Raw genomic sequence first — 25801 nt, 5'->3', positions numbered from 1 at the left:
TTGCGTAATCGTCTCAGCTGGGCGTGGACGGCACACGGGAACCGCGGCTGACGCGTGGTAATTAGCGTACCGAACACCAGCGGCGCCTCTTGATGGCTGCACAGTCGTGGTGGCAGCGGCACTTAGCCAGCCATATGCTCTTCGGCGATCCAGGCGCGCAGGCGCTGCCGGTGCGGTTCGGACATGGTCAGAAAGCGCACCCCGGCCCAGGATTGCCCGGGCGCATGCGCAGCTTCGGACCACAGCAAATGCACGCCAACATCGATCTCGGTAGCGCGGCCAACCCGTTCGGGCAGCGTGAAGCGCAACTGATACAAGGCGTCGTCGTGTAGCGGGACCGACCCCAACAACAGCATGCCGGTTTCGGACAGGTTGCCGACCCGGCCGATCTGCGCTTCGGTCATCGTGTCGATGACCGGCAGCAGGTCGGTCGGCTGCCGGCGCGGTGCGCGGCGGGTGTCCTGGATCATGGCTGTGCCTCGGTAACAGGCGACTGGCCGGCCAGGCTGCGCAGCGTGCGCACGGTGGCATGCCAGGCGCGATCGATCAGACGCGATTTTTCTTCCACCAGCAGACGTGCCTGCCCACCGGCCATCAGCCGCGCCAGGCTATCCAGCGAGTGCTCGCCAACCTTCTGCCCGCGTTGATTCACGAACAGGGCGTTGCCGGTCATCGGGCTGTACCAGGACAGGCGTTGCCGGCGCAGATCGTGTTGCTGGTTGACCACGAATTCGAACCAGGTACCGAACGGCAAGCTGCGCAGCTGTGCGCAGCATTCCTCTTCGGCCGGCGTGCGCGGCGTGGCCGCCGGCTTGCGCGGAGCGCTGTCGCCCTGGTCGCCGAGCCGGGTACGCGTCTTGAGTTTGGCCGCAAGCTCGGTGCGCGAGGTCACTTCGTCCTCGCCCCCGGGCGTGGACAAGCGGCGCGCGATCGCCGCCGCTTCATCGTGGTGATACCCCACCTGCAGCAGCGCGGTTTCAACATCGGTGCCGAGTGCGATGTCGGTGGGCTGGCCCTTGCTGCGGCAGGTGACCTCGGCAATGCGTGCGGTCAGCGCCTGGCGCTCGTCCCATTCGGGCGACTGCTCGCCCTGACGCAGCAAGGTCAGCGTAAGCACGTCCGACCAGGCCTGGCGCAGTAGCGATTGCACGAAGCGCGGTGGCGCGCCTTGTTCGCAGAGTTGCTCGATGCGTGCTTCGGCCTGCTGCTTGGCCGATTCCAGACGCTCTTTGCCGCGCGCAGCATCCACATGACGTCGCTCGGTTACCTCGGCCTTGCGCGCGAGTGCGCGCAGATGCGTCTGGATGTCGTCGTTGGCTGCGGCGAAAACCGCCTCGTCGCCCTGATAGTGGTTGACGATTTTGTCGACCGCGCTACCCAGCTTGTGCAGCAGTTGCGGGTCGATATCGTCCTCGCCCAGCCACACGGCACCGGATTCGGCCACGGTGTTGAGCAGTTCGCGCACCGGGTGCTGGTCGCGCACGAAAAAATGCGAATCGGCCAATGCCGCGCGCGCCACCGGCACCTGCAACTTGGCCAGCAATGCCTGCGCTGGCGTCTGCTCGCGCACCTCGCGCTGCATCTGCGCGTAGAGCAGGCCGAGCAGGTCGAAGGTATCGTTGTCCTGCGGCGCCAGCACGGCATTCGGGCCGTGCTCACTGCGCAGCAACTCCAGCACCTGGCGCTGCACTGCATCGATCCCCGACGCTTGCGGCGTCGCTACGGCCTGCGTGGCCAGCGCACTCTGCAGGCTGGCGAGCGCATCGCCGAGCGCAGCCTTGGGCACGGCAGCGGCGGCGCCTTGCTGCGATGGCTGGGCCGCTGCTGCGAGCGACGTGGCGGAGGGCGCCATCGCCTTGTTGGCTGGCACGCCTGCACCTGCGTGACCTGCGTGCTCAGCTGCCTGCGATTGCCGTGCCGATGCCATCAATCCGCCCAGCGCCTGCACTGCATCGTTGAGCGCCGGCGGCACCGCCTGCGCGGGTGCAGCCATTGCAAGCGCTGGTGGCGCAGCAGCGTGATCCAGCAAGGCACTCTGCCAGGCCGTCGGCGCGCCTTGGCCCGCCCAGCCAGTGGCAGGCCGCGGTATGCGCGAGGCTGCAGCATGACTGTTGGTTGCCGCAGCGTCTTTCGCGCCCTGTGCCGATGCCGGCAGCGTCCGCCGTGTCTGCACCTGCGTGGGCTTGACCAGATACGGGTGATAGATCAGTCCCGGCAGGATGCCTTCCTGGTCCAGCGTACTGTTGGCGCTTTCGAACAGATCGCCCAGGCGGTCCATCACCTGGCGCTCGAACACCTTGTACAGCGTCAGCTGTCCCTCCAGGCTCAGCCCCAGCGTTTCCCCGCACTGACGGAGGATTCGGCATACCGCGTACGGGCCAAACGGTAATTCTTCCAGCTCGAATTCGGGCAACGTACCGATCACCGCCAGGCGCTGCGCCAGCAAGAGCAGAGCATCGGCGCGCCGCGATGTTTCGCGACGTGCGATTTCGCTCAGCACGATGTCGCGATCGATATCGGTGTTTTCAACCAGGGTCAGCATCTGCGGTTGCGCTGCGACATCGGCCAATGGCGCCAGCACCGGGCGTTCGCGCAGGCCGGCCAGCGCCTTCGCCAGTTCCTGCAGAAACGCCTGCGGAAAGCGGTCGATGTGGTCGCGCAGGCCGCGCGTCTGTGCGTAGGTTTCAGCCTGGATCTGGCTGTTGCGCGCGTGCTCGGCCTGATGCAACAGCTCGCGTTCCAACTCGACGACGGTCAGTCGCAGTGGTCCGCTCAGCGCCTGCACGCAATGCGCGTGCAGCAGGCCGAGCAGGCGCCGGCCGCGCGCGGACACTGGCGCATCGGCAATCGGGCCGCTGAGTGCGGGGTGCAGGGAAGACACGGGCATGGACATCCGGGGAGGCGGGCTCGGTTCGAAGCGTGAGCTATGTAGCATGTCTTTCCGCTGACTGCGCGGCATTGGCCTGCCTAGCGCATCTGGTTTGCGCAATGCCATGCACTGGAGGTGCGAGCATGCGCCACACGCATGCAGTCGATTAACCAGCGATGTTGCCGCGCCTTTAGCCCAGGAACAACTCGACCACATCATTGGTAAAGCGACGTCCCAACTCGGTCGGCACCACGCGCTCACCCTGCCGGGTCATCCAGCCCTGTGCCAGCGCGCGCGCCAGCGGCACCGCGATGACGGAGGCGGCAAGGCCCGTCGATGCCTCGAAATCGCTCAGCCGGAAGCCTTCGTGCAAACGCAGCAGGTTGAGCATGTATTCGAATGGCAGCCGTTCGCGGGGCACAATTTCATCGCCGCCGATGGATGCGGCAGTGCCTGCACTGGCCAGATAAGTCTGCGGATGCTTGTGCTTCCAGCGCCGCAGCACGTGCTCTTCGGCACCGGAACTGATCTTGCCGTGCGCACCCGCACCGATGCCTAAGTAATCGCCAAAGCGCCAGTAGTTGAGGTTGTGCGCGCACTGCCGCCCCGGTTTTGCGTACGCGCTCACTTCGTACTGCGCATAGCCGGCGTCGGCCAGCAGGCGTTGACAGTGTTCCTGGATATCCCAGGCGGCATCGTCGTCGGGAATGCCTTTGGGTGGCCGCGCGAAGAACACCGTGTTCGGCTCGAGCGTAAGCTGGTAATGCGACAGGTGCGTGGGCTGCAGAGCGAAGGCGCGTTCCAAATCGTGCTCGGCCTGCATCAGCGTCTGCTCGGGCAGTGCGTACATCAGGTCGATATTGAAATTATCGTAGCCGGCGTCTTGCGCCAGTTTGATCGCGCGCTCGGCTTCGGCACTGTCGTGAATGCGCCCTAGCCGTTGCAGTGCCACGTCGTCGAAGGTCTGCACACCGAAGCTCAGGCGGTTCACGCCCGCAGCGCGGTAGTGCTCGAAGCGGCCGTGCTCGGCGGTACCCGGATTGGTTTCCAACGTGATTTCAAGATTCGGCGCAAAACGCAGCCGCGCCGCGGCAGCTTGCAGAAAGCGGTCGATCGCTTCAGGCGGAAACAGGCTGGGCGTGCCGCCGCCGAAGAACACCGAATGCACCACGCGGCCCCACACCAGCGGCAGATCCGCATCCAGGTCGCGGATCAGTGCGTCTACATAGTCCTCGAACGGCAATGCACCCTTGGCCGCATGCGAGTTGAAATCGCAGTAGGGGCATTTGCGCACGCACCAGGGCAGGTGCACATAGAGCGACAGCGGTGGCGGAATCAGTTGGGGCATTGCGCTAGGCGTGCTTTACAGCGACAACGCATGCAGCTTGTGCAGCAGCGTGGCCAGCGCCACCGCACGATGGCTCAGGCGATTCTTCAATGCGCTGTCCATTTCCGCGGCGGTCAGGCCGTACACCGGATCCAGAAACACCGGGTTGTAGCCGAAGCCGCCATCGCCGCGCGGTTCGGTGGTGATCACGCCTTCCCAGCTGCCTTCAGCGATCAGCGGTTGCGGATCTTCCGGATGCCGCAGTAACACGATCACCGAATAAAACCGCGCGCTGCGGCGATCAGCCGGCACATCGCGCATCGCATCGAGCAACTTGGCATTGTTGGCCAGCGCGTTGGTTGGGCTGCCGGCATAGCGCGCGCTGTACAGACCGGGTGCGCCATCCAATGCATCCACGATCAAACCCGAATCATCGGCCAGCGCCGGCAAACCGGTCACTGCGCTGGCATGACGCGCCTTGATCAGCGCGTTCTCGACAAAGGTCAGGCCGGTTTCCGGAACATCGTCCACGCCGAGCTCGCCTTGCGCGACGATGCGCAGCGGCAGGTCGGCGAGCAGGGCGCGCAGTTCTTCCAGCTTGCCGGCGTTGCCGCTGGCCAGGACCAGTTGTTTCATTGCTTGGGCTCCAGCAGATCCCACTTGGTGCCGTACAGATCGCGAAACACTACGACCGTGCCGTACGGCTCTTCGCGTGGGGCTTCCAGAAATTCCACGCCGAATGCCTGCATGGCCGCATGGTCGCGCCAGAAGTCGTCGGTGTAGAGAAAATGATCCACCCGCCCTCCGGTCTGGTCGCCGATGCGCGCGCGTTGCGCGGCGTCGGCCGGCTGCGCGAGCAGCAAGCCGGCGTCCTGCGCGCCGCCCGGGCCGATCACTACCCAGCGCTTGCCGTCATCGAGCCGGCGATCTTGCAGCACATCGAAACCCAGTGCGCCGGTGTACCAGGCAATGGCCGCATCGTAATCGGCAACCAGCAAGGTGGTCAGGGCGATACGGCGGCTCATCCGGCCAGCGCAGCGCGTTGCAGTGCGAACAACGCGTCCATGCCCTTTTCGGCCAGTGCGAGCAGTGCGTTGAGTTCATCGCGACGGAAGGCATGACCTTCGGCGGTGCCCTGCAGCTCGATGAAGCCGCCACCATCGTTCATCACCACATTCATGTCGGTATCGCAGTCGCTGTCTTCCGGGTAATCCAGGTCCAGCACCGGCTCGCCGCGATAGATGCCCACCGAGACCGCAGCCACGGCGCCGATCAGCGGATGCTTCTTGATGTCGCCGCGCTTGAGCAGCAGGTTCACCGCATCGGCCAACGCAACGTAAGCGCCGGTGATGGCTGCAGTGCGGGTGCCGCCATCGGCCTGCAGCACGTCGCAGTCCAGGGTGATGGTGCGTTCGCCCAGCGCATTGCGGTCCACGCAGGCGCGCAGTGCGCGGCCGATCAAGCGCTGGATTTCCAGCGTGCGGCCGCCCTGCTTGCCACGCGCAGCTTCGCGGTCGGAACGGGTGTGGGTGGAGCGCGGCAACATGCCGTATTCGGCGGTCACCCAGCCTTCGCCCTTGCCGCGCAGGAAGTTCGGTACGCGGTTTTCCACGCTGGCGGTGCACAGCACGCGGGTGTCGCCGAAGCTGACCAGCACCGAGCCTTCGGCATGGCGGGTGAAGGCGCGTTCGATGCGCACCGGGCGCAGCTGGTCGGCCGTGCGGCCGCTAGGACGGGAAAAGGTCATGCGATGAGTCCGGAAGTCGGGAGGTAGGTCTGGCGTCAGTGCGCAGCGTGCAGGCAGCTGGCAAGGACGGCTAGGGTACCATTCGCGCTTTGACGGCACGGGATTGACGATGATTCGAAGCATGACTGCGTTTGCTGGCGGCGAACGCATCACACCCTGGGGCACGCTCGGTTGCGAGCTGCGCTCGGTCAACCACCGCTTTCTGGAAGTGGGTGTGCGTCTGCCCGAGGAATTGCGTGCGCTGGAACCCCTGCTGCGCGAGCGTGTGGCAGCAAAAAGTAGCCGCGGCAAGCTGGATCTGACCCTGCGTCTGCGCGCGCCCGAAAACGCACAGACGCTGGCGGTCAACGAATCGCTGCTGCAGGAACTTGGCGCGCTGGCCACGCGGCTGGATGGCGTGTTTCCCAAATTGCAGGTGGGCTTTACCGATCTGCTGCAGCTGCCGGGCGTGCTGCAGGTGCAGGACGTGGACGCCGCCGCGCTGCAGGCGCAGGCGCTGGCGTTGCTCGACGAGCTGGTAGACAGCTTTGTTGCCGCACGCGAGCGCGAAGGCGCCAAGCTGGCCGAGGCGATCAGCGAGCGGGTGGATGCCATCGAACGTATCGCCGCCGACGTGCGCGTCTTGATCCCGGCGATTCGCGAAGGTCAGCGCGCCAAGCTGGCCGCGCGGCTGGCGGATCTGCCGCACCCGGTGGACCCGGGCCGTACTGAACAGGAATTAGTGCTGTGGCTGCAGAAGCTGGATGTAGACGAGGAGCTCGACCGCCTGTCCAGCCACATTGCCGAGATCCGCCGCGTGCTCAAGCAGCGCGAGCCGGTTGGTCGCCGTCTGGACTTCCTGTTGCAGGAGTTCAACCGCGAAGCCAATACGCTGGGCTCCAAGTCGGTGGACAGCCGCACCTCCAATGCCGCGGTGGACCTGAAGGTGCTGATCGACCAGATCCGCGAGCAGGTGCAGAACATTGAGTAGCGGAGATTCATGATTGGGGATTCGGGATTGGTGGACCGCAAATCCCGCGCCTCTGCGGACCGCGTTCAATCCCGGTAGCATGTCGACCCCGGTGGTACCGGTCCGCAGTTGCTTCGCGGCCTCCGACCCCCCAATCCCGAATCCTGATCCTATGCGCGGCACTCTCTATATTGTTGCGGCCCCCTCGGGCGCCGGCAAGAGCAGCATCGTCAACGCCACCCTGGCGCGCGACCCGAAGATCGCCCTGTCGATCTCGTTCACCTCGCGCGCGCCGCGGCCGGGCGAACGGCATGCCGAGCACTACCATTTCGTCTCCTTCGACGAGTTCCGGGGCATGATCGAAGCGGGCGATTTCTTCGAATACGCGCTGGTGCATGGCGACTGGAAGGGCACTGCGCGGCAGTCGGTCGAACCGCAGCTGGCTGCCGGTCACGACGTGTTGCTGGAGATCGACTGGCAGGGCGCGCGTCAGGTGCGCCAGAAAGTGCCCGACGCGGTCAGCGTGTTCATCTTGCCGCCCTCGCGCCAGGCGCTGGACGAGCGCATGCGCAAGCGCGGGCAGGACAGCGAGGAAGTGATGGCGCAGCGCTTAGCCGCCGCTCGCGAGGAAATGCTGCATTTCGAAGAGTTCGATTACGTGATCATCAACGAGACCTTCGACACCGCGGTGTCGGAGATGTGCGCCATCTTCACCGCCAGCCGACTGCGTCGGCAGGCGCAGCAGCAGCGGCATGCCGGGTTGATCCAGGCGCTGCTGGACTAAGCGCAGCGAATAAAACGACTGTGCTCACCCTCAGGCGGGGCGTAGCCGGTGATGGGTGCGGCGTGAACCACGTGCACGCTGCGCGTCCTGCGCGCCTTCCACGCCCGCCTGACGACTGCTCGCCACGTTTCGGTATCTTCTCTCTAGTGGCCCAAACCGCTGATTCCGAAGGAAACTGAATAGGCGTTGGTTGCCGTGGCGCTGGCCCGAGCGTACACTCCGCCCCCTTTCCCTCATTCGATGCGCGGCCGTTGCTGGTCGCCGGGAGCCCGCATGGCCCGCATTACCGTAGAAGATTGCCTGGAAGTCGTGAACAACCGTTTTGAGCTGGTCATGATGGCCTCCAAGCGTGCCCGTCAGCTCGCCAACGGCGTGCAGCCGCTGATCGAAAATGCCGATGCCAGCGACAAGCCCACCGTGATGGCGCTGCGCGAGATCGCCGCACGCCGGATCGACAACGCGCTGATCGACGAAGTCGAGAAGGCCGAACGCGAGCGTGCCGAGCGCGAAGCACTGGAATGGGCCGCCGCTGAAGTGGTCGCCGACGAAGACATGTCCAAGAACGACGATTGAGTCCCAGCATCGCTGTAATCGATCCCAACAGCCCGCTGCGATGCGGGCTGTTTTCGTTTCAGGCCCCGTCAGTACGCCAGCGTGTGCAAACGTTTGCCGTCACTGCGTTGCTGGCATAGTCTTCCGGCATGAACCCAGGCCCCACTGCCCAGGCGACCGTCGTGACGTCTCCGTCTTCCGACCAGGCCATCCCCGACTACGTCCTGCACCTCGAACGCGCAGCCAGCTACCTACCCAAGGAGCAGCTGCCGATCCTGCGGCGTGCCTGGGAAGTCGGTGCCACCGCGCATGCCGGCCAGACCCGCAAGTCGGGCGAGCCGTATATCACCCATCCGGTCGCGGTAGCCGGCGTACTGGCCGAGCTGGGCCTGGACATGGAATCGCTGATCGCGGCGATCCTGCACGACACCATCGAAGACACGCCGCTGACGCGTGAAGAACTGGCGTCCGAGTTCGGCGAGGCGGTGGCCGAGCTGGTCGATGGCGTCACCAAGCTGGACAAGCTCAAGTTCCGCGACCGCCAGGAAGCGGCAGCGGAAAGTTTCCGCAAGATGCTGCTGGCGATGTCGCGCGATCTGCGCGTGATCATGATCAAACTGGCCGACCGCCTGCATAACATGCGCACGCTCGGCGCGCAGAGCACCGAAGCGCGCGGCCGCATCGCCCGCGAGACGCTGGAGATCTACGCACCCATCGCACAGCGCTTGGGCATGAGCCTGATCAAGTCCGAGCTGCAGAATCTGGGCTTCCGCGCGTTGTATCCGTGGCGCCACGCCATCATCGAAAAACACATTCGCAGCCAGCCGGTAGTGCGGCGCGAATCGATGGCGCAGGTGGAAGTGCAGCTGTCGCAGCGGCTGGCCAAGGAAGGGCTGGAGCATCGGCTGGTCAGCCGCATCAAGACGCCCTGGAGCATCTATTCCAAGATGCACGAAGAGAACAAGTCCTTCGACCAGGTGATGGACGTGTTCGGCTTCCGCTTGGTGGTGCGCACGGTGGCCGATTGTTATCACGCACTCGGCGCGGTGCATGCCAGCTTCAAGCCGCTGGACGGGCGCTTCCGCGATTTCATCGCGATCCCCAAGGCCAACGGCTACCAGTCGCTGCACACCGTGTTGTTCGGGCCTTACGGCTCGCCGATCGAGGTGCAGATCCGCACCGAAGAAATGGATCTGATCGCAGAGCGTGGCGTGGCTGCGCACTGGACCTACAAGGTCGGTTCGGCCTCGCCCAACAGCGCGCAGAGCCGCGCGCACGACTGGATCGTGGAGCTGATCGATTCGCAGCGGGCCGCCGGCTCGTCGCTGGAATTTCTCGACAACGTCAAGGTCGACCTGTTCCCGGACGAGGTCTATCTGTTTACGCCCAAGGGCAAGATCCTGGCGTTGCCGCGCAATTCCACCGCGCTGGATTTCGCCTACGCGGTGCATACCGATGTGGGCAACCGCGCCGTGGCCTCGCGCGTGGACAAAAAGCTGGTGCCGTTGCGTACCAAGCTGATCAGCGGCCAGGCAGTGGAAATCATCACCGCGCGCTCGGCCACGCCCAAGCCCCAGTGGCTGGAATTCGTGGTCAGCAGCAAGGCGCGCACCGCGATCCGTCACCAGCTCAAGCAGCTCGAGCACGAAGATGCCGTGCAGCTTGGCCACCGCATGCTGGACCGCGCGCTGGAAGCAATGGACTCTTCGTTGGAGCGGCTGCCCAAGGGCCGCCTGGACGCTTTTCTCAACGAGCACCGCTATCCGCGTTTGGAGGCCCTGTTGGCCGACGTGGCGCTTGGTAACTGGATGCCGAATCAGGCTGCACAGGCGCTGATGGCTTACGCGGAATTGCGTGGTGTTGGCCTGTCCAAGCATTCGCACGAAAAGATCCTGATCGACGGCAGCGAGCGTGGCGTGATCAGCTTCGCCAACTGTTGCCAGCCGATTCCCGGTGACGAAATCATGGGCTACCACACCGCCGGCAAGGGCATCGTGGTGCATCGCCTGGATTGTCCGAACCTGGCCGAGCTGCGCAAATCGCCCGAGCGCTGGGTGCCGATCGACTGGGATTCCAGCGTGACCGGCGACTACGACACCGCACTGGTGGTCGAAGTGGAAAACCGTACCGGCGTACTGGCGCAGTTGGCCGCAGCCATCGCGCAGAGCCAGTCCAACATTGAACGTGTGGACTATCTGGACCGCGACTTCAATGCGGCGGTGCTGCGTTTCAATATCCAGGTGCGCGACCGCCGCCACCTGGCTGAAGTGATGCGCCGGCTGCGGCGTTTGCATGTAGTGCAAAGCGTTGGGCGGCAGTAGCGCCTGGCGCGCTCGCATAGCAGTCGAGCAAATCCGCACAAAGGCCTAAACTGCTGCAACCCTTTGCAGTGGAGCTTCCATGTCCCAGATCATCCATACCGACCAGGCACCTGCCGCCATCGGCCCGTACTCGCAGGCCGTGCGTGCCGGCAACACGGTGTATTTCTCCGGCCAGATCCCGCTGGATCCGGCCACCGGTGACATTGTGCCGGGCGACATCGGCGCGCAGGCGCGGCGTGCGTTCGACAATCTCAAGGCGGTGGCTGAAGCAGCCGGCGGCTCGCTCGACAAGATCGTGCGCCTGGGTCTGTATCTCACCGACCTGGGCCAGTTCGCCGCCGTCAACGCGGTGATGCATGAATATTTCCAGGCCCCGTTCCCCGCGCGCTCCACCATCGAAGTGTCCGGTCTGCCCAAGGGCGCCGGTTTCGAAGTCGACGCGGTGATGGTGCTTGAGTGATGGTGCTCGCGTGATCCTGCGCGACTGATCCGCCGTGCCGCGCGCGCGCGTCGTCACGCCGAGCCTGGCCGTCACCGGCCAGGCTCCGCTGTCCAGCCTGCCCGGTGTCGGCCCGAAAGTGGCCGACAAATTTGCTGCGCGCGGCATCCTGAGCGTGCAGGACCTGTGGTTGCATCTGCCGCTGCGTTACGAAGACCGCACGCGACTGACCACCATCGCGCAGTTGCAAAGCGGTGTGCCGGCGCAGATCGAAGGACGCGTGGATGCGGTAGAGCGTGGCTTCCGCTTTCGGCCGGTGCTGCGCGTGGCAGTGTCGGACACATCGCACGGCACGCTGGTGCTGCGCTTCTTTCATTTTCGCGCCGCACAGGTGGCGCAGTTCGCGGTCGGCACACGTGTGCGCGTGTTCGGCACACCCAAGCCCGGGCAACACGGCTGGGAGATCGTGCACCCCAGTTATCGCGTGCTCGCGCCGGATGAAGATGCCGGGTTGGGTGACAGTCTGGATCCGGTCTATCCGGTGCTAGAAGGCGTCGGCCCGGCCACGTTGCGCAAACTGATCGGCCAGGCGCTGGAGCGGCTGCCGCCAGAGGCCGCGCTGGAATTGCTGCCGCCGCACTGGCTGCAGGACGAACAACTGCCATCGCTACGCGCTGCATTGCTGACCATGCATCGCCCGCCAGTCGGTACGGATCCGCAGCAGTTGCTCGCCGGCGCTCATCCAGCCCAGCAGCGCCTGGCGATTGAAGAACTGGTGGCACACCAACTGAGCCTGCGCCGGCAGCGCATCGCGCTGCAGCGTTTCCACGCGCCCATGCTGCCCGGCAACGGCACGTTGGTGCAGCAGTTGCGCAGCGCCCTGCCGTTCCAGCTCACTGGCGCGCAGCAGCGGGTGTTTGAGCAGATCGCTCGCGACCTTGCGCAACCCTCGCCGATGCTGCGGCTGGTGCAAGGCGATGTCGGTAGCGGCAAGACCGTGGTCGCCGCACTGGCGGCAATGCTGGCGGTGGAGCAGGGCAAGCAGGTCGCACTCGCTGCGCCCACCGAATTGCTTGCCGAGCAGCACCTCAACAATCTGCGCGGTTGGCTGGAGCCGTTGGGCGTGCGCATCGTCTGGCTGGCCGGCAAGGTCACCGGCAAGGCGCGCGTTGCAGCGATGGCAGAGGTCGCCTCCGGCCAGGCGCAAGTGGTGGTCGGCACGCATGCGTTGATGCAGGACGCGGTGGTCTTCCACGATCTGGCCTTGGCCATCATCGATGAGCAACACCGCTTCGGCGTGCATCAGCGGCTTGCGCTGCGCGACAAGGGCGCGGCGGCCGGCAGCGTGCCTCATCAACTGGTGATGACGGCTACGCCCATCCCGCGCACGTTGGCGATGTCGACCTATGCGGACCTGGATGTCTCGGCTATCGACGAATTGCCGCCCGGTCGTACGCCGGTGCAGACGATCGTGTTGAGTGCGGAACGCCGCCCTGAGTTGGTCGAGCGTATCCGCGTCGCCTGCGCGGAAGGGCGCCAGGCGTATTGGGTGTGCACGCTCATCGAAGAAAGCGAAGAGCCCGAGAAGGGCGCGCAAGGCCAGTACAGCGGGCCGCCACGCATCGAAGCGCAGGCCGCGGAAGTCACCTTCGAAGCCTTGTCTGCGCAATTGCCGGGCGTGCGTGTGGCGCTGGTGCACGGTCGTATGAAGCCGGCCGAAAAACAAAAGGCCATGCTGGACTTCAAGCAAGGTCGCAGCGATCTGCTGGTGGCCACCACCGTGATCGAAGTCGGCGTGGACGTGCCCAATGCATCGCTGATGATCATCGAAAATGCCGAGAGGCTTGGCTTGGCGCAGTTGCATCAGTTGCGCGGCCGGGTCGGGCGCGGTGCGGCCGCTTCCAGTTGCGTGCTGCTGTATCAGGCGCCGTTGTCGATGATGGCGCGTCAGCGCCTGGAAACCATGCGCCAGACCAACGACGGTTTCGTGATCGCGGAAAAGGATCTGGAATTGCGTGGCCCCGGCGAATTGCTGGGCACCCGCCAAACCGGTCTGGCCAGTTTCCGCATTGCCGATCTGGCCCGCGACGCCGGGCTGCTGCCGCGCGTGCAGGTGCTGGCCGAGCGGCTGTTGGAGGAAGCGCCGGAGATCGCCGACCGCGTGGTCGCGCGCTGGATCGGCGGCGCGGTGCGGTACGCGGCCGCTTGAGTGGCTGGGAATCGGGAATCGGGATTAGGGAATCGGGATTAGGGAATCGTAAAAGCAAAGCCTGCTGCTTCCTGCGCATCCTAGGCGTTCGCGTGACCGGCCGATCCTTGCGAAGATGCCGCAACGAATCCGAAATGCCCAATCCCGAATCCCATGACACAAAAGATACCGCTGCTGATCGACACCGACCCGGGCGTGGACGACGCGCTGGCGCTGCTGATGGCCTTCAACGATACCCGCCATCAAGTGGTCGGCCTGACCATCGCTGCCGGTAACGTGGGGCTGGAGCACACCGTGCGCAACGCCTTGAAGGTGTGCGAGATCGCTGGCCGCACCGATGTGCCGGTCTACGCCGGTTGCCCGCAGCCGCTGCTGCACCCTTCGGTGGATGCGGCGCACGTGCATGGCCTCGACGGCTTCGGCGATGTCGGCCTGGCACCGGCCAAGCGCACTGCCGAATCCGAACATGCCGCGCTCGCCATCCTGCGTCTGTCGCACGAACACGCCGGCAAGCTGCTGCTGGTCGCACTCGGCCCGCTGACCAATCTTGCCCTGGCGCTCACACTGGACCCGACCCTGCCGCAGCGCGTGGCGCGCTTGGTCGTCATGGGCGGGGCGTTGACCGGCCATGGCAATATCACCGCCGCGGCCGAATTCAACATTGGCTTCGACCCGGAAGCGGCGCATATCGTGTTCCGCGGATTCCCGCAGTTCGACGTCGCCGATTGGGAAGCCACCATCGCGCATGGTCTGCTGCACCGGGACGTGGAGCAGTGGCTGGCGGCCGATTCCGCTCGCGCCCGCTTCTATGAAGGAATCTCGCGCAAGACCCGTCTGTGGTCCGAAGACAGCCGCGGCGAGTACTGGTATGCCGCCGACGCGCTGGCGATGGCCTTTGCGCTGCACCCGGAAGGCGCGCAGCGGCTGGAACAGCGCCCGGTACACATCGAACTGTCGGGCACGCATACCCGCGGCATGACCCTGGTGGACTGGAACCGGCAGGGCGGGGCGCCCGACAATGCCAATCTGCTGTTGGCCTATGACGTGCAGCAGTTTTACGGCCTGGTGGGGGCGGCCCTGGCGGCGAACTGAGGCGATCTTGCGCCGGCTGTCCTGGCGGAGCTATAATGCTCGGCTTATCCAGGCAGCCCGGCGCCAAGTCCATGAAAGATAACGTGCACCCCAACTACAAAGACGTCGTCTTTCACGACGTGACGTCCGATTTCAAGATTCTGACCCGTTCCACCATGGGCTCGAAAGAGACCGTGAAGTGGGAAGACGGCCAGGAATATCCGCTGATCAAGGTGGAAATCTCCTCCGCGTCGCACCCGTTCTATACCGGCAAGCACAAGGTGATCGACACCGGCGGCCGTATCGACAAGTTCCAGAAGCGCTACGCGCGCTGAACTTGCAGGACGGGCTGTACCGGCAACGGCCGCGCATTGCGCGGCCGTTGTTTTTTGGGGCGTTGGATGCGTTGCCTGCATGCCTGGCACGACGCATCTACGGCTTCTGTCCAAGCGACGGCCAAAATGCTGCTGTGCGATAATGGCCTGATCCGAGGCGATGCCTTGGACTTCCATCACGTGCCTGCCCATGTGGGATCAGGCGCCTTCCACTGAAGGAGCGTACACAGTGTCCGATCTTGATCAGGTCACGCTCAACGCCGGCGACAAGTCGGTCGTTCTGCCGGTTCTCAAGCCCACGCTTGGCAATGATTGCGTCGATATCTCAAAGCTGACCAAAGAAACCGGTCTGTTTACCTACGACTCGGGCTTCACCGCCACCGCCAGCTGCAAGTCGGCCATCACCTACATCGATGGCGACAATGGCGTGTTGTTGTATCGCGGCTACCCGATCGAACAGTTGGCCGAAAAGTCCAGCTTCCTCGAGGTCTCGTACCTGCTGATGAACGGCGAACTGCCGACGGCGGACGAATTCAAGAAGTTCGACCACGAAGTGACGCATCACACGATGATGCACGAGTCGCTGAAGAACTTCCTCGGCGGTTTCCGTCACGACGCGCACCCGATGGCCATGCTGGCCGGCTCGGTCGCCTCGCTGTCGGCGTTCTATCACGACACCCTGGACCTCAACGATCCGGAACAGCGCCGTCAGGCCGCCATCCGTCTGATCGCCAAGATGCCGACCCTGGCTGCTGCTGCGTATCGCTATTCGATCGGCTGGCCGATCCGCTACCCGCGCAACAACCTGAACTACGTCGACCGCTTCCTGCACATGATGTTCGAAGTGCCGAGCGAGCCGCTGGAGATCAACCCGGTCGTTGCCAAGGCGCTGGACCTGCTGTTCATCCTGCATGCCGATCACGAGCAGAACGCCTCGACCTCAACCGTGCGTCTGGTCGGTTCGACCGGTGCCAACCCGTACGCGTCGGTCGCTGCCGGTATCACCGCGCTGTGGGGCCCGGCACATGGCGGCGCCAACGAAGCCGTGCTGAAGATGCTGGAAGAGATCGGCACCGCCGACAATGTCGAATCCGCCGTCGCCAAGGCCAAGGACAAGAACTCCTCGTTCCGTCTGATGGGCTTCGGTCACCGCGTCTACAAGAACTTCGACCCGCGCGCCAAGATCATCCGCGAGATGACCCACAAGGTGCTGGGCGAGCTGGGCGTCAACGACCCGTTGCTGGAAGTGGCGTTGAAGCTGGAAGAAGCCGCGTTGAAGGACGACTACTTCGTGCAGCGCAAGCTGTACCCGAATGTCGATTTCTACTCTGGCCTGATCTACAAGGCGTTGAATATCCCGGTGGAAATGTTCACCGTGATGTTTGCCATCGCACGCACCGCAGGCTGGGTGTCGCATTGGCTGGAACAGCAGGTCGACCCGGAAATGAAGATCGGCCGTCCGCGCCAGATCTACACCGGCTACGACAAGCGCGATTACAAAGACGCCGGACAGCGCTAAGCGCCAGCTGGCAGATGTTTGAACGAACGCCCCGCATTGCGGGGCGTTTGTATTTGGGGTGACTGAAGGTGTGGTCGATCTTCAAGCGAAAGATCAGCTGAAAAAACCACTGCGCAGTCGCCAGGCGGGCGCGTCCGATGCTCGAATCGGCGAATCCCTACTCCTACACTTCGGTTCTTGTGCGCCATTCGTGCCCATCTGACGACTGTTCGCCACGGTGGGTTGGTTGCTCCGCGATGCGGCTGCGGCTGTCGGCGGTGTTGCTTAGCGCGAAGGTGGCCGCGGCGTGCCTGCGCCCAAATCAAACGAACAATCCGTGGCGGCATCGCCATGCCGGCTAAATCTCTGGAACTCGCCCACGCTTGCATGCTCGGCGCCGCAATGATCGCCATTCAGCGCAGCAGTGGCGCGCTGTCGGGGCTGTCGTCGTCGGTCAGTAACTGGCGCACCTGCGCGGCCGACGCACGCGGCATCGGCTTCTCGTCCAGCTGCGATAGCGGTGCCTGCCGCAGCGCGTCGTAGGGCAGCACGGTGAGGTCGAAGGTGAGGTCTTCGGCGCTGAACAGCCACACCGGAAAGTCGCCGTTGCGCTCGCGATCCAAACGCAATCGGCGCGTGCGCGATTCAGCCGGGATGCGGTGTTCTTCCAGAAACCGCTGCACAGCATCGGCATCGTCGCTGTGCAGCTGCAATTGCACCGGCGCGTTGGCGTCGGCGGTGCCGTCCAGCACCGGGCCGGTCAGTCGCGGCTTGAAGGCGCTAAGAAACTCCAGCGCACGCAGCGCGGCCTCGCGACGTTGGCGCAGACGCACGCCGTGCGCAGGCCCGGCGAACAGGCGCTGGTGTTCGCGTAACGCATCTTCGATTTCGCGATTGCGTGGCAGTGAGGCGTCGTCGTGAATGCCCAGTCGGCTGGCGGCCTTGAGCTTGGCTTGATGAAAGTCGCGGATGCCGCCCTCGGCCATCAGGCGTGCGGCTTCGTGCGCCAGCCGATGGCGACGTTCCCGGGTTCGTGTATCGGCGTGCTCGCGTGCGTGACGCATGACCGGGCTCCCCTAATGAACCTGAGCTCGACTCTACAACAGCTGCATGAAGACATGGCGAATGCGTCATGTCATTGCAAAGATGCGATCACGTAGCGGTAATCGAGGTTGCCCCCTGTGCAGGCATACGCAAGCGATCCAGTGCTGCATCAGCCGCACTGGCGTCATAAAGCTGTTGCCAACCGGCGGAACTAAAAAACCAGCGATCCGGTACGGCTCGCTACCATGCCGGCGCGGCTTTATCGGCGATCGAAAAAACTGGGGAACCGAACAGCCGCGCCGTCACGATTCCCCAATCCCGATTCTCGATCCCCGATCCCCAGCCGTCAGAAAATATCGAACGCCTTTTCGTCCTGCTGTTCCTGCAGGCCGTAGTCGTAATCCTGCAAGCGGTCCAGGTCTTCGTTCTTCACCCATTCGACCGCACCATTGATGGTGGCCTGAGTCATGCCGTCGGGCGGGTCGTTGGCCGCAATCGGCTTGTCCTTGAGCGCCACGCGCATATAGTCGATCCAGATCGGCAGCGCTGCTTTGCCGCCATACTCGCGATAGCCGAGCGAACGGAAGTCGTCGCGGCCCACCCACACGGTGGTGGCATAAGGGCCGCCGAAACCGGAGAACCAGGCGTCACGGTGATCGTTGGTGGAGCCGGTCTTGCCGCCCACGTCCTCGCGGCCGAGTACCTTAGCCGCGGTACCGGTGCCGCGCTGGACCACGTCACGCATCATCGACACCAGCTGGTAGGCGGTGCGTTCGTCGATGACGCGTGGCGCAATCTTGGTTTCGGCAATCGCGGCCGGGGCAGTTTCTGCTGGCGCCGGGGTGGTAGTGGCTGCTGCGGCAGGCGGCGTCTCCGGTGCCTGCGCGCCAAAGTTGAAGCCATCCACGACCTGGCTCACAGGCGCTACATTGCCGCCCTGTAGGGCGCAGGTGCGGCAGGCCACGGCGGGCACTTCCTTGAAGACGATGTTGCCGTCGCGGTCCTTGACCTCATCCACGATCCAGGTGTCCACGCGCGAGCCGCCGTTGGCGAACACGGCGTAGCCGCGCGCCATCGACAGCGGCGTCAGCGAGGCGGTACCTAGCGACATCGACAGATTCGGTGGCAACTCGGCCTCTTGAAAACCGAACTGGCTGATGTATTTGCGCGCAAAATCGACGCCGATCGCATCCAGTAGGCGCACCGACACCAAATTGCGCGATTGCACCAGCGCCTCGCGCAGGCGCATAGGGCCACGGAAGCCGCCGCCATCGTTCTGTGGCGACCAGGTCTTGCCACGCCGGTCGCGGAATACCACCGGTGCATCCAGCACGATCGAGGCCGGGTTGAAGCCCTTCTCGAAGGCGGCTGCATACACGAACGGCTTGAAGCTCGACCCCGGCTGGCGGCGCGCCTGGGTGGCGCGGTTGAACTTGTTGCCGGCAAAGCTGAAGCCGCCGACCAGTGCACGCAGCGCACCGCTGTTGGCATCCAGCGAAACCAAGGCCGCCTGCCCGCGTGGCAGCTGGTCGATGATCCAATCGCCTTCCTTTTCGCCGGTGCGGATGCGGGTCAGGTCGCCGCGGGTCAATAGTTTGGCTGGTGTCTTGCCGGTCCAGAGGCTGGCGCTGGCCGGCAGGGTCAGTTCGGTCTTGTCGCTCTGCACGACCGTGACCCCGCCATCGGCATTGGTGCGTGCCACGATCACCGCACGCAGGCCGCCCTGGGTGAATGCGCCCACCAGGTGTTTGGCCAATGCCGGAGCGTCCGCATCAGCGGCCACGTCGAAGTGCTGCTCTACGCCGTGCCAACCATGGCGATGATCGTAAACGCGCAAGCCGTCGGCGATCGCCACGTCCGCCCCGGTCTGCAAGGTAGAATCGATGGTCGTGGTGACGTGGTAGCCCTTGTTGAGCACATCGCCACCGTACTTGGAGATCATTTCCTGACGCACCAGCTCGGCCACGTAAGGGGCGTACACCTCCACTGGCGGCTCGTGCGGCTTGGCATGCATCGGCACCGCCTTGGCGGCGTCGGCTTCGGCCTGACTGACAAAGCCCAGGTCGGCCATGCGCTGCAGGACGTAATAGTCGCGACGTTCCTGCGCACGCTCAGGGTTGCTGATCGGGTTGCCGCTGGACGGGAACTTGGGGATGCCGGCCAGCGAGGCCATCTCGTCCAGGCTCAATTCGCTCATCCTCTTGCCGTAGTAGTACTCGGCCGCGGCACCGACGCCGTAGGCGCGGTTCCCGAAGAAGCTCTTATTGAGATACAGCTCGAAAATCTCGTCCTTGCTCAGCTCACTCTCGATCTTGCGCGCAAGCAGGATCTCCGCCAGCTTGCGGGTGTAGCTGTACTCGGAACTCAGGAAGAACTGCCGCGCCACCTGCTGGGTGATGGTCGACCCACCCGGTACGCGCTTGGCATCGGTGGTGGTCAGCAGCCACACCGCGCGGGCAATGCCCTTGTAGTCCACGCCGCCGTGCTGGTAGAAGCGCGCGTCCTCGGTTGCCAGGAAGGCCTGCTTCAAGCGCAGCGGCACGTCCTTCATCTGGATGGGGTAGCGCCGGGTCTCGCCATAGACGGCCATCAGGCGGCCGTCGCTGGAATAGACGTACATCGGCTCTTGAAGCTCTACCTGCTTGAGCGACTGCACATCCGGCAACTTCGAGGAAATGGCGTAATACAGGCCGCCGGCAGCAATAGCGCCAAGCAGTGCGAGCACGACGATCGTGGCCAGGATCCAGCCCAGCCAACGGCGAATACGGGGCATGTAAGAGAGATTCCGATTGCAGATTTCTTGGTCACAGAGTATAGATGACGCCGAGTTTGGCTGGGGCCAAACTCTGGGGATCGCAGACGACAGCACTGGGGTCATGTCGCCGGGTCATTGCCTAGCGCGTGAAGGGCTTGTCAACTGTTAAAATTTGATTATTAATACGAGGGCGCAGACATGCGTCCAAGTGCCCGTCGGCAGGGGAGTTACCGTGGGGCTTTTACCCAAGAGTCAGTCGCCACTCATTGGTGTCGACATTAGTTCTACTGCCGTGAAGCTCTTGCAGCTATCGCGCAGCGGGAACCGTTTTCGCGTGGAACACTACGCTGTGGAACCATTGCCGCCGAATGCGGTGGTGGAAAAGAACATCGTCGAAGTAGAGGCGGTGGGCGAAGCCATTCGCCGCGCCATGAATCGTTCCGGCAGCAAAGCCAAGAACGCAGCAGCTGCTGTGGCTGGGTCGGCGGTGATTACAAAGTTGATCCCGATGCCGGCGGATCTGGACGATAGCGACATGGAGGCCCAGGTCGAACTGGAAGCCACCAATTACATTCCGTACCCGATCGAGGAAGTGAATCTCGACTTTGAGGTGCTGGGCCCGATGCCGAACAGCCCGGACATGGTCCAGGTGCTGCTGGCCGCGTCGCGTTCGGAGAATGTAGAACTTCGCCAGTCGGCGCTGGAACTCGGCGGTTTGACCGCCAAGGTGATGGATGTGGAGGCCTTCGCGGTCGAAAACGCGTTCGCCCTGGTCGCCAGCGAATTGCCGGTGGCTGCCGACGCAGTGGTGGCGCTGGTGGATATCGGCGCCACCATGACAACGCTGAGCGTGCTGCGCTCCGGTCGCAGTCTGTATAGCCGCGAACAGGTGTTCGGCGGCAAGCAGCTCACCGATGAAGTGATGCGCCGTTACGGACTGACCTACGAAGAAGCCGGTCTGGCCAAGCGTCAGGGCGGTTTGCCGGAAAGCTACGAGGTCGAGGTGCTGGAGCCGTTCAAGGAAGCCACGGTGCAGCAGATCAGCCGTTTGCTGCAGTTCTTCTATGCGGGCAGTGAGTTCAACCGCGTCGACTGCATCGTGCTGGCCGGCGGTTGCGCCGCGCTGGCGCGCCTGCCGGAGATGGTGGAAGAACAATTGGGTGTCACCACCGTGGTGGCTAACCCGCTTGCCCAGATGACGCTGGGGCCGAAGGTTCAGGCCCATGCGCTGGCGCTGGATGCGCCTGCATTGATGATCGCTACCGGCCTGGCCCTGAGGAGCTTTGACTGATGGCAAGAATCAATCTATTGCCCTGGCGCGCAGAACGGCGGAAGGCACGCGAGCGCGAGTTCTATTCGATGCTCGGCTTCGCCGCGTTGGGCGGCGTGCTGTTGTCGGCGCTGATCTGGTTCTATTACGACGCGCAGATCAGCGGCCAGACCGAGCGTAATGCGTTTCTGACCACCGAGATCGAGAAGGTCAAGGCGTAGAACGAAGAGATCAAGGAACTCGATAAGAAGAAAGACCGCCTGCTTGCCCGCAAGAAGGTGATCGAGGAACTGCAGGCCAACCGCTCGCAGATGGTGCACCTGTTCGATTCGCTGGTGCGCACCATTCCCGATGGCGTGGCGCTGACCAACGTCAAGCAGGATGGCGACATCCTCACGCTGGAAGGTCGCTCGCAATCCAACGCGCGCGTCAGTGCATACATGCGCAACCTGGAAAGCTCGGGCTGGATGACCAATCCGGACCTGTCGATCATCGAGGCCAAGAGCCAGGACAAGGCCGGGCAACCTGCCGCGTCGTCGATGGATACCAAGACGCTGCCGTACGTGTTCACGCTCAAGGTCAAGCTGGCCAATCCGAACGAGGCTGACAAGAACGGCATCGCGCCGGGCGCAGTGGATCCGGCCGCGCCGGGCACCGCAGCACCAGGTGCAGCACCTGCCGGTGCGGCGCCTGCTGCTCCGGCAGCGGCACCTGCGCCCGCAACGCCGCCGGCAACTGCTCCTGCACCGACGCAGGCAGCACCGGCGCCAGCCAATCGGCCGCAGGAGGGGGCGGCGTCATGAGTAAGAAATCATTCAAGCTCAGCGATCTTGATTTCAACAACATCGGCGGTTGGCCGCAGCAGGCACGCATCGTGTTCTGCGTAGTGGTTGGCCTGTTCATCATGGTGCTGGCCTGGTTTCTGTTGATCAGCAGCAAGCGCGATGAACTCCAAGGTCTGGAAGGTACCGAATCCCAGCTGCGCACCGAGTTCGAGACCCAGCAGGGCCGCGCGGTGAATCTGGAGCCGCTCAAGCAGCAGCTCGCGCAGATGGAACAGGTGCTGCAGCAGATGCTGCGTCAGCTGCCCAGCAAGACCGAAATGCCGGATCTGATCATCGACATCTCGCAGACCGCGTTGTCCAGCGGCCTGTCCAACGAGTTGTTCCAGCCGGGTCCGGAATCGCCGAAGGAGTTCTACGCCGAAAAGCCGATCGCTCTGCGCATGGTGGGCAGCTACCACCAGTTCGGTGCCTTCGTCAGCGGTGTGGCCTCGCTGCCGCGCGTGGTGATCCTGACCATGCACGACATCAACCTCAAGCCCAAGGATCCCAAGGCCGGCATCGGCCCGCGCGGCGCGCTGGAGCTGTCCGGCACGGTCAAGACCTATCGTTATCTGGACGATGAGGAAATGGCCGAGCAGGAGAAGGCTGCGGCCAATGCTGCGAAGAAGGGCGGCCAATGACCATGAAACTGCTCAAGATCCTCTCCTGCGTGGCGCTAATTGCAGTAGTGCCGGCGTGCACGCGCGGTGTGACCAGCACACCGGGCGACGCGCCGAATCTGGAAGCCTGGGTTGCCGAGGTGCGCGCGCGTCCTGCGCCGCCGCTGGAACCATTGCCAGTGATGCAGCAGTTCGAGACGTTCGAATATTCAGCGCAAGCGATGCGTGACCCGTTCAGCGATGCCTGGGTCAGCGCGGAAGGTGGCAACGGCACGCGTCCGGATCCGAACCGGCGCAAGGAACCGTTGGAAGCCTATCCGCTCGACGCCCTTGACATGGTGGGGACCATTGGCGGCGGGTCGGGCCTGATCGCGTTGGTGATGGCGCCTGACAAGGTGACCTACCGGGTGCGGCCGGGTGTGTATCTGGGACAGAGCGATGGCCGGGTAACCGGGGTCTACGAAGACCGCATCGAACTGATTGAACTTGTGCCGGACGGTGCGGGTGGATGGCTTGAACGGCCGGCCGCACTCGCATTGGATGATCAATAAAGTGATAGGGGATAGCACGATGACGTTTTCCAATGCCCAGCGGCTGCGTCCGGTACGACGCCACGCGATCTTCCAGGCCTGCGCGTTGGGGTTCGCGCTCGCACTGGCAAGCGGCAGCACATTCGCCGCGGCGGCGCTGACGCAGCCTGCGCAGGATCCGGCCAAGGTCGCTCCGGCGAGCCTGGCGGTGTCCAAGATCGATTTCAAACGCGGCGAAGACGGCACTGGCCGTCTGATCCTGCAGTTCGACGGCCAGGGCGCCAGCCCGGACCTACGGACGCAGGGCGACAACGTGCTGGTGGACATCAGCAACGCCAGGTTGCCGGCCGAGCTGCAACGCCCGCTCAACGTCACCGACTTCGCAACGCCGGTGCAGCGCGTAGACGTCAAACCGTCGGGCTCCGGTTCGCAGCTGGTGCTGTCGACCAAGGGCGCCTTCGATTCGCTGGCCTACCAGACCGGCAACGAATACGTGGTGGAAATCACCCCGCGCAAGGGCCAGCCGGCCGTTGGCGGTGTGAGCCCGGCCGCAGTGACGCAGGCTGCCGCGCAGATCGCCGCGCGTGGCTACAGCGGTCGCCCGGTGACGTTCAATTTCCAGGACGTGCCGGTGCGCACCGTGCTGCAGCTGATCGCCGAGGAGTCCAACCTCAACATCGTCGCCTCCGACACCGTGCAGGGCAACGTCACGCTGCGCTTGATGAACGTGCCGTGGGACCAGGCGCTGGACATCGTGCTGCGCGCCAAGGGCCTGGACAAGCGCCGCGACGGTGGCGTGGTGTGGGTTGCCCCGCAGCCGGAGTTGGCCAAGTTCGAGCAGGACAAGGAAGACGCCCGCATCGCGATCGAGAACCGTGAGGACTTGATCACCGATTATGTGCAGATCAATTACCACAACGCGACCGCCATTTATAAAGCGTTGACCGAAGCCAAGGGAATTGGTGGTGGCGGTGGCGGTGGGCAAGGTGGACAAGGCGGCGCTGGGCAGGACAATGGCTTCCTGTCGCCGCGGGGCCGTTTGGTCGCTGATGAGCGCACAAACACCTTGATGATCAGCGATATTCCGAAGAAGGTCGCGCAGATGCGCGAGCTGATCTCGCATATTGACCGCCCAGTCGATCAGGTCCTGATTGAAAGCCGGATTGTGATCGCCACGGACACGTTCGCTCGCGACCTGGGCGCGCGGTTTGGTATTGCTGGTCGTCAGCAATACGGTGGAAATACCGGCGTAATCAGCGGTAGCACTACCAATAATGTCTCGATCTTGAACAGTGGCATTCACAATGTTCCTGGTGGCCTGAACTTCAATCTTCCCGCTGGTACGTTTACGACTAATACGGCCGGCGCAATCGCATACACCTTGCTTGGGCGGAATTTTGCTCTGGACATGGAGCTGTCTGCGATGCAGGAAGAGGGAAGGGGTGAGGTGGTTTCCAACCCGCGAATCGTGACCTCAAATCAGCGGGAAGGTGTCATTAAGCAGGGGCGGGAAATTGGTTACGTCACGATCAGTGGCGGTGGCGCGGGCGGCCAGTCTCAGGCGAATGTGCAGTTCAAAGAAGTCTTGTTGGAATTGAAGGTGACGCCGACTATTACCAATGACAATCGGGTTTTCTTGAACATGAATGTCAAGAAGGACGAGGTCGCACGTTTCATCGACTTGCCGCTCTATGGCACGGTTCCAGAAATTAATCGCCGTGAAGTCAATACCGCGGTATTAGTCGGCGATGGCGAAACGGTGGTCATCGGTGGTGTGTATGAATTCACCGATCGGGAAAGTATTGCCAAGGTTCCGTTCCTGGGTGATATCCCCTTCCTCGGCAATCTGTTCAAAAAGCGCGGGCGCAGCAAGGAAAAGGCCGAGCTTTTGGTCTTCGTGACACCGAAGGTTTTGCGGGTTGCTAGCGCAACCCCGTAATCGGAGCGAATCAAGAAAAGGCCGCGTAAGCGGCCTTTATTTAGTCGCCCCTGAAAAACCCCAACCACCCAACGACCGCAAGGCCTTGATGTCTGCACCGGCGTGCTAAAACTACCAGTGTTCGCTACGCTGAAGGCTGGTTTCTTGCAATTTCCGCCCATGCGTACACGCCGTCCTGCTGCCGAAGACAGACCCGCCGACGAGTTGTTCCGTTCGCGTCTGGAGAATCAGATCGATCTGCAGCATCCGCTGGCGCAGCTGAGCCAACGGATGCCGTGGACGGCGTTGGAGCAAGCACTTTCATCGCGCTTGCCGGCCACCCCGGCCGGTGGCGGTCGGCCGGCATTGCCGGTGCGGCTGATCGCTGGTTTGCTCTACCTCAAGCACGCCTACGACCTGTCCGATGAAGCGGTGTGCGAGCGTTGGCTGGAAAATCCGTACTGGCAGTTTTTCACTGGCGAGGTCGTGTTCCAGACGCGCTTGCCGTGCGATGCCAGCTCGCTGACGCGTTGGCGGCAGCGGCTTGGCGAAGCGGGGATGGAAGAGTTGCTGGCGCACACCATCAACGCCGCGCATGCCATGCAGGCGGTGGACGCACGCGAGTTGTCGCGGGTGATCGTGGATACCACGGTGCAGGAAAAGGCGATCGCTTATCCGACCGACAGCCGTCTGCTGGAGGTGGCCCGCAAGAAGCTGGTGCTGCTGGCCAAGCGGCATG

The 25801-nt window shown here is 63.7% G+C and carries 22 protein-coding genes and 1 pseudogene; 15 read left to right on the top strand and 8 right to left on the bottom strand.

All coding sequences use genetic code 11. From position 1 onward, the window contains the following. Positions 1 to 122 precede the first annotated feature (122 nt). From NX05_RS09405 to rph, 6 genes are all read right to left on the bottom strand, one after another. Positions 123 to 470, bottom strand: a complete 348-nt coding sequence (locus tag NX05_RS09405; protein WP_010364497.1) for a PilZ domain-containing protein — start codon at positions 468 to 470, stop codon at positions 123 to 125. Continuing rightward, positions 467 to 2893, bottom strand: a complete 2427-nt coding sequence (locus tag NX05_RS09400) for a DUF1631 domain-containing protein (RefSeq protein ID WP_039433363.1) — start codon at positions 2891 to 2893, stop codon at positions 467 to 469. The genes NX05_RS09405 and NX05_RS09400 overlap by 4 nt, the downstream gene beginning before the upstream one ends. Positions 2894 to 3059: 166 nt before the next feature. Continuing rightward, on the bottom strand, positions 3060 to 4217 hold the full coding sequence (hemW, locus tag NX05_RS09395; protein ID WP_017122709.1) for a radical SAM family heme chaperone HemW: 1158 nt from the start codon (positions 4215 to 4217) through the stop codon (positions 3060 to 3062). Positions 4218 to 4232: 15 nt separating this feature from the next. After that, positions 4233 to 4832, bottom strand: coding sequence for an RdgB/HAM1 family non-canonical purine NTP pyrophosphatase (gene rdgB / locus NX05_RS09390; protein WP_039433367.1), 600 nt, complete (start codon positions 4830 to 4832; stop codon positions 4233 to 4235). Continuing rightward, on the bottom strand, positions 4829 to 5221 hold the full coding sequence (locus NX05_RS09385) for a VOC family protein (protein WP_039433368.1): 393 nt from the start codon (positions 5219 to 5221) through the stop codon (positions 4829 to 4831). The genes rdgB and NX05_RS09385 overlap by 4 nt, the downstream gene beginning before the upstream one ends. Next, positions 5218 to 5943, bottom strand: coding sequence for a ribonuclease PH (gene rph, locus NX05_RS09380; RefSeq protein ID WP_010377106.1), 726 nt, complete (start codon positions 5941 to 5943; stop codon positions 5218 to 5220). Before rph ends, NX05_RS09385 begins: the two co-directional genes overlap by 4 nt. Before the next feature lie 109 nt (positions 5944 to 6052). Here rph and NX05_RS09375 point away from each other — a divergent pair, with 109 nt between their 5' ends. The 9 genes from NX05_RS09375 (at position 6053) to NX05_RS09335 (ending at position 16122) form a co-directional block, all read left to right on the top strand. Beyond that, the gene (locus NX05_RS09375) at positions 6053 to 6913 is read left to right on the top strand and encodes a YicC/YloC family endoribonuclease (protein WP_010364509.1); all 861 of its coding nucleotides are present in this window, start codon (positions 6053 to 6055) and stop codon (positions 6911 to 6913) included. 151 nt (positions 6914 to 7064) lie between these two features. Continuing rightward, positions 7065 to 7676, top strand: a complete 612-nt coding sequence (gene gmk / locus NX05_RS09370) for a guanylate kinase (RefSeq protein WP_039433375.1) — start codon at positions 7065 to 7067, stop codon at positions 7674 to 7676. Positions 7677 to 7949: 273 nt separating this feature from the next. Beyond that, positions 7950 to 8249 (top strand): DNA-directed RNA polymerase subunit omega, encoded by a 300-nt coding sequence (gene rpoZ / locus NX05_RS09365; protein WP_002812428.1) that lies wholly within the window; start codon positions 7950 to 7952, stop codon positions 8247 to 8249. 128 nt (positions 8250 to 8377) lie between these two features. Next, a complete protein-coding gene (locus NX05_RS09360) occupies positions 8378 to 10549 on the top strand; it encodes a RelA/SpoT family protein (protein WP_010364523.1) in 2172 nt (723 codons plus the stop codon). 79 nt (positions 10550 to 10628) lie between these two features. Further along, on the top strand, positions 10629 to 11009 hold the full coding sequence (locus NX05_RS09355; protein ID WP_039433377.1) for a RidA family protein: 381 nt from the start codon (positions 10629 to 10631) through the stop codon (positions 11007 to 11009). A 34-nt stretch (positions 11010 to 11043) separates the two neighbouring features. Next, on the top strand, positions 11044 to 13197 hold the full coding sequence (recG, locus tag NX05_RS09350; RefSeq protein ID WP_039433379.1) for an ATP-dependent DNA helicase RecG: 2154 nt from the start codon (positions 11044 to 11046) through the stop codon (positions 13195 to 13197). Positions 13198 to 13350: 153 nt separating this feature from the next. Beyond that, positions 13351 to 14289 (top strand): nucleoside hydrolase, encoded by a 939-nt coding sequence (locus tag NX05_RS09345; protein WP_039433380.1) that lies wholly within the window; start codon positions 13351 to 13353, stop codon positions 14287 to 14289. Between the two features lie 71 nt (positions 14290 to 14360). Then, on the top strand, positions 14361 to 14603 hold the full coding sequence (locus tag NX05_RS09340; RefSeq protein ID WP_010364531.1) for a type B 50S ribosomal protein L31: 243 nt from the start codon (positions 14361 to 14363) through the stop codon (positions 14601 to 14603). Between the two features lie 229 nt (positions 14604 to 14832). Further along, positions 14833 to 16122: a citrate synthase gene (locus NX05_RS09335; protein WP_010364535.1), complete on the top strand. Its 1290-nt coding sequence runs from the start codon at positions 14833 to 14835 to the stop codon at positions 16120 to 16122. A gap of 392 nt (positions 16123 to 16514) precedes the next feature. Here the strand turns inward: NX05_RS09335 and NX05_RS09330 are convergent, their stop codons facing one another. Beyond that, positions 16515 to 17165 (bottom strand): hypothetical protein, encoded by a 651-nt coding sequence (locus NX05_RS09330; RefSeq protein ID WP_010364537.1) that lies wholly within the window; start codon positions 17163 to 17165, stop codon positions 16515 to 16517. 326 nt (positions 17166 to 17491) lie between these two features. Further along, the gene (locus tag NX05_RS09325; RefSeq protein WP_039433382.1) at positions 17492 to 19918 is read right to left on the bottom strand and encodes a penicillin-binding protein 1A; all 2427 of its coding nucleotides are present in this window, start codon (positions 19916 to 19918) and stop codon (positions 17492 to 17494) included. Between the two features lie 214 nt (positions 19919 to 20132). Here NX05_RS09325 and NX05_RS09320 point away from each other — a divergent pair, with 214 nt between their 5' ends. The 6 genes and pseudogenes from NX05_RS09320 to NX05_RS09295 form a co-directional block, all read left to right on the top strand. Then, positions 20133 to 21191 (top strand): pilus assembly protein PilM, encoded by a 1059-nt coding sequence (locus tag NX05_RS09320; protein WP_010364541.1) that lies wholly within the window; start codon positions 20133 to 20135, stop codon positions 21189 to 21191. Continuing rightward, positions 21191 to 21973, top strand: a pseudogene (locus tag NX05_RS09315) (PilN domain-containing protein). The gene NX05_RS09320 and the pseudogene NX05_RS09315 overlap by 1 nt, the downstream one beginning before the upstream one ends. Further along, positions 21970 to 22635 (top strand): type IV pilus inner membrane component PilO, encoded by a 666-nt coding sequence (locus tag NX05_RS09310; RefSeq protein WP_010364546.1) that lies wholly within the window; start codon positions 21970 to 21972, stop codon positions 22633 to 22635. Before NX05_RS09315 ends, NX05_RS09310 begins: the two are co-directional and overlap by 4 nt. Further along, positions 22632 to 23165, top strand: coding sequence for a pilus assembly protein PilP (locus NX05_RS09305; protein WP_010364547.1), 534 nt, complete (start codon positions 22632 to 22634; stop codon positions 23163 to 23165). The genes NX05_RS09310 and NX05_RS09305 overlap by 4 nt, the downstream gene beginning before the upstream one ends. A gap of 19 nt (positions 23166 to 23184) precedes the next feature. Continuing rightward, positions 23185 to 25083, top strand: coding sequence for a type IV pilus secretin PilQ (locus tag NX05_RS09300; protein ID WP_039433384.1), 1899 nt, complete (start codon positions 23185 to 23187; stop codon positions 25081 to 25083). Between the two features lie 159 nt (positions 25084 to 25242). Next, a partial coding sequence (locus tag NX05_RS09295) for a transposase (protein ID WP_162231351.1) occupies positions 25243 to 25801 on the top strand: 559 nt, incomplete at its 3' end.

It is taken from the genome of Xanthomonas vasicola (assembly GCF_000772705.2).
In the GTDB taxonomy this organism is placed as follows: domain Bacteria; phylum Pseudomonadota; class Gammaproteobacteria; order Xanthomonadales; family Xanthomonadaceae; genus Xanthomonas; species Xanthomonas vasicola.
This window is presented reverse-complemented; position numbering and strand designations above follow the sequence as displayed.

What these genes read in the sequence shown, in the direction of transcription:
- NX05_RS09405 (WP_010364497.1), bottom strand. Translation starts at nt 470, where the DNA reads ATGATCCAGGACACCCGCCGCGCACCGCGCCGGCAGCCGACCGACCTG.
- NX05_RS09400 (WP_039433363.1), bottom strand. Translation starts at nt 2,893, where the DNA reads ATGTCCATGCCCGTGTCTTCCCTGCACCCCGCACTCAGCGGCCCGATT.
- hemW (WP_017122709.1), bottom strand. Translation starts at nt 4,217, where the DNA reads ATGCCCCAACTGATTCCGCCACCGCTGTCGCTCTATGTGCACCTGCCC.
- rdgB (WP_039433367.1), bottom strand. Translation starts at nt 4,832, where the DNA reads ATGAAACAACTGGTCCTGGCCAGCGGCAACGCCGGCAAGCTGGAAGAA.
- NX05_RS09385 (WP_039433368.1), bottom strand. Translation starts at nt 5,221, where the DNA reads ATGAGCCGCCGTATCGCCCTGACCACCTTGCTGGTTGCCGATTACGAT.
- rph (WP_010377106.1), bottom strand. Translation starts at nt 5,943, where the DNA reads ATGACCTTTTCCCGTCCTAGCGGCCGCACGGCCGACCAGCTGCGCCCG.
- NX05_RS09375 (WP_010364509.1), top strand. Translation starts at nt 6,053, where the DNA reads ATGATTCGAAGCATGACTGCGTTTGCTGGCGGCGAACGCATCACACCC.
- gmk (WP_039433375.1), top strand. Translation starts at nt 7,065, where the DNA reads ATGCGCGGCACTCTCTATATTGTTGCGGCCCCCTCGGGCGCCGGCAAG.
- rpoZ (WP_002812428.1), top strand. Translation starts at nt 7,950, where the DNA reads ATGGCCCGCATTACCGTAGAAGATTGCCTGGAAGTCGTGAACAACCGT.
- NX05_RS09360 (WP_010364523.1), top strand. Translation starts at nt 8,378, where the DNA reads ATGAACCCAGGCCCCACTGCCCAGGCGACCGTCGTGACGTCTCCGTCT.
- NX05_RS09355 (WP_039433377.1), top strand. Translation starts at nt 10,629, where the DNA reads ATGTCCCAGATCATCCATACCGACCAGGCACCTGCCGCCATCGGCCCG.
- NX05_RS09345 (WP_039433380.1), top strand. Translation starts at nt 13,351, where the DNA reads ATGACACAAAAGATACCGCTGCTGATCGACACCGACCCGGGCGTGGAC.
- NX05_RS09340 (WP_010364531.1), top strand. Translation starts at nt 14,361, where the DNA reads ATGAAAGATAACGTGCACCCCAACTACAAAGACGTCGTCTTTCACGAC.
- NX05_RS09330 (WP_010364537.1), bottom strand. Translation starts at nt 17,165, where the DNA reads ATGCGTCACGCACGCGAGCACGCCGATACACGAACCCGGGAACGTCGC.
- NX05_RS09325 (WP_039433382.1), bottom strand. Translation starts at nt 19,918, where the DNA reads ATGCCCCGTATTCGCCGTTGGCTGGGCTGGATCCTGGCCACGATCGTC.
- NX05_RS09310 (WP_010364546.1), top strand. Translation starts at nt 21,970, where the DNA reads ATGAGTAAGAAATCATTCAAGCTCAGCGATCTTGATTTCAACAACATC.
- NX05_RS09305 (WP_010364547.1), top strand. Translation starts at nt 22,632, where the DNA reads ATGACCATGAAACTGCTCAAGATCCTCTCCTGCGTGGCGCTAATTGCA.
- NX05_RS09300 (WP_039433384.1), top strand. Translation starts at nt 23,185, where the DNA reads ATGACGTTTTCCAATGCCCAGCGGCTGCGTCCGGTACGACGCCACGCG.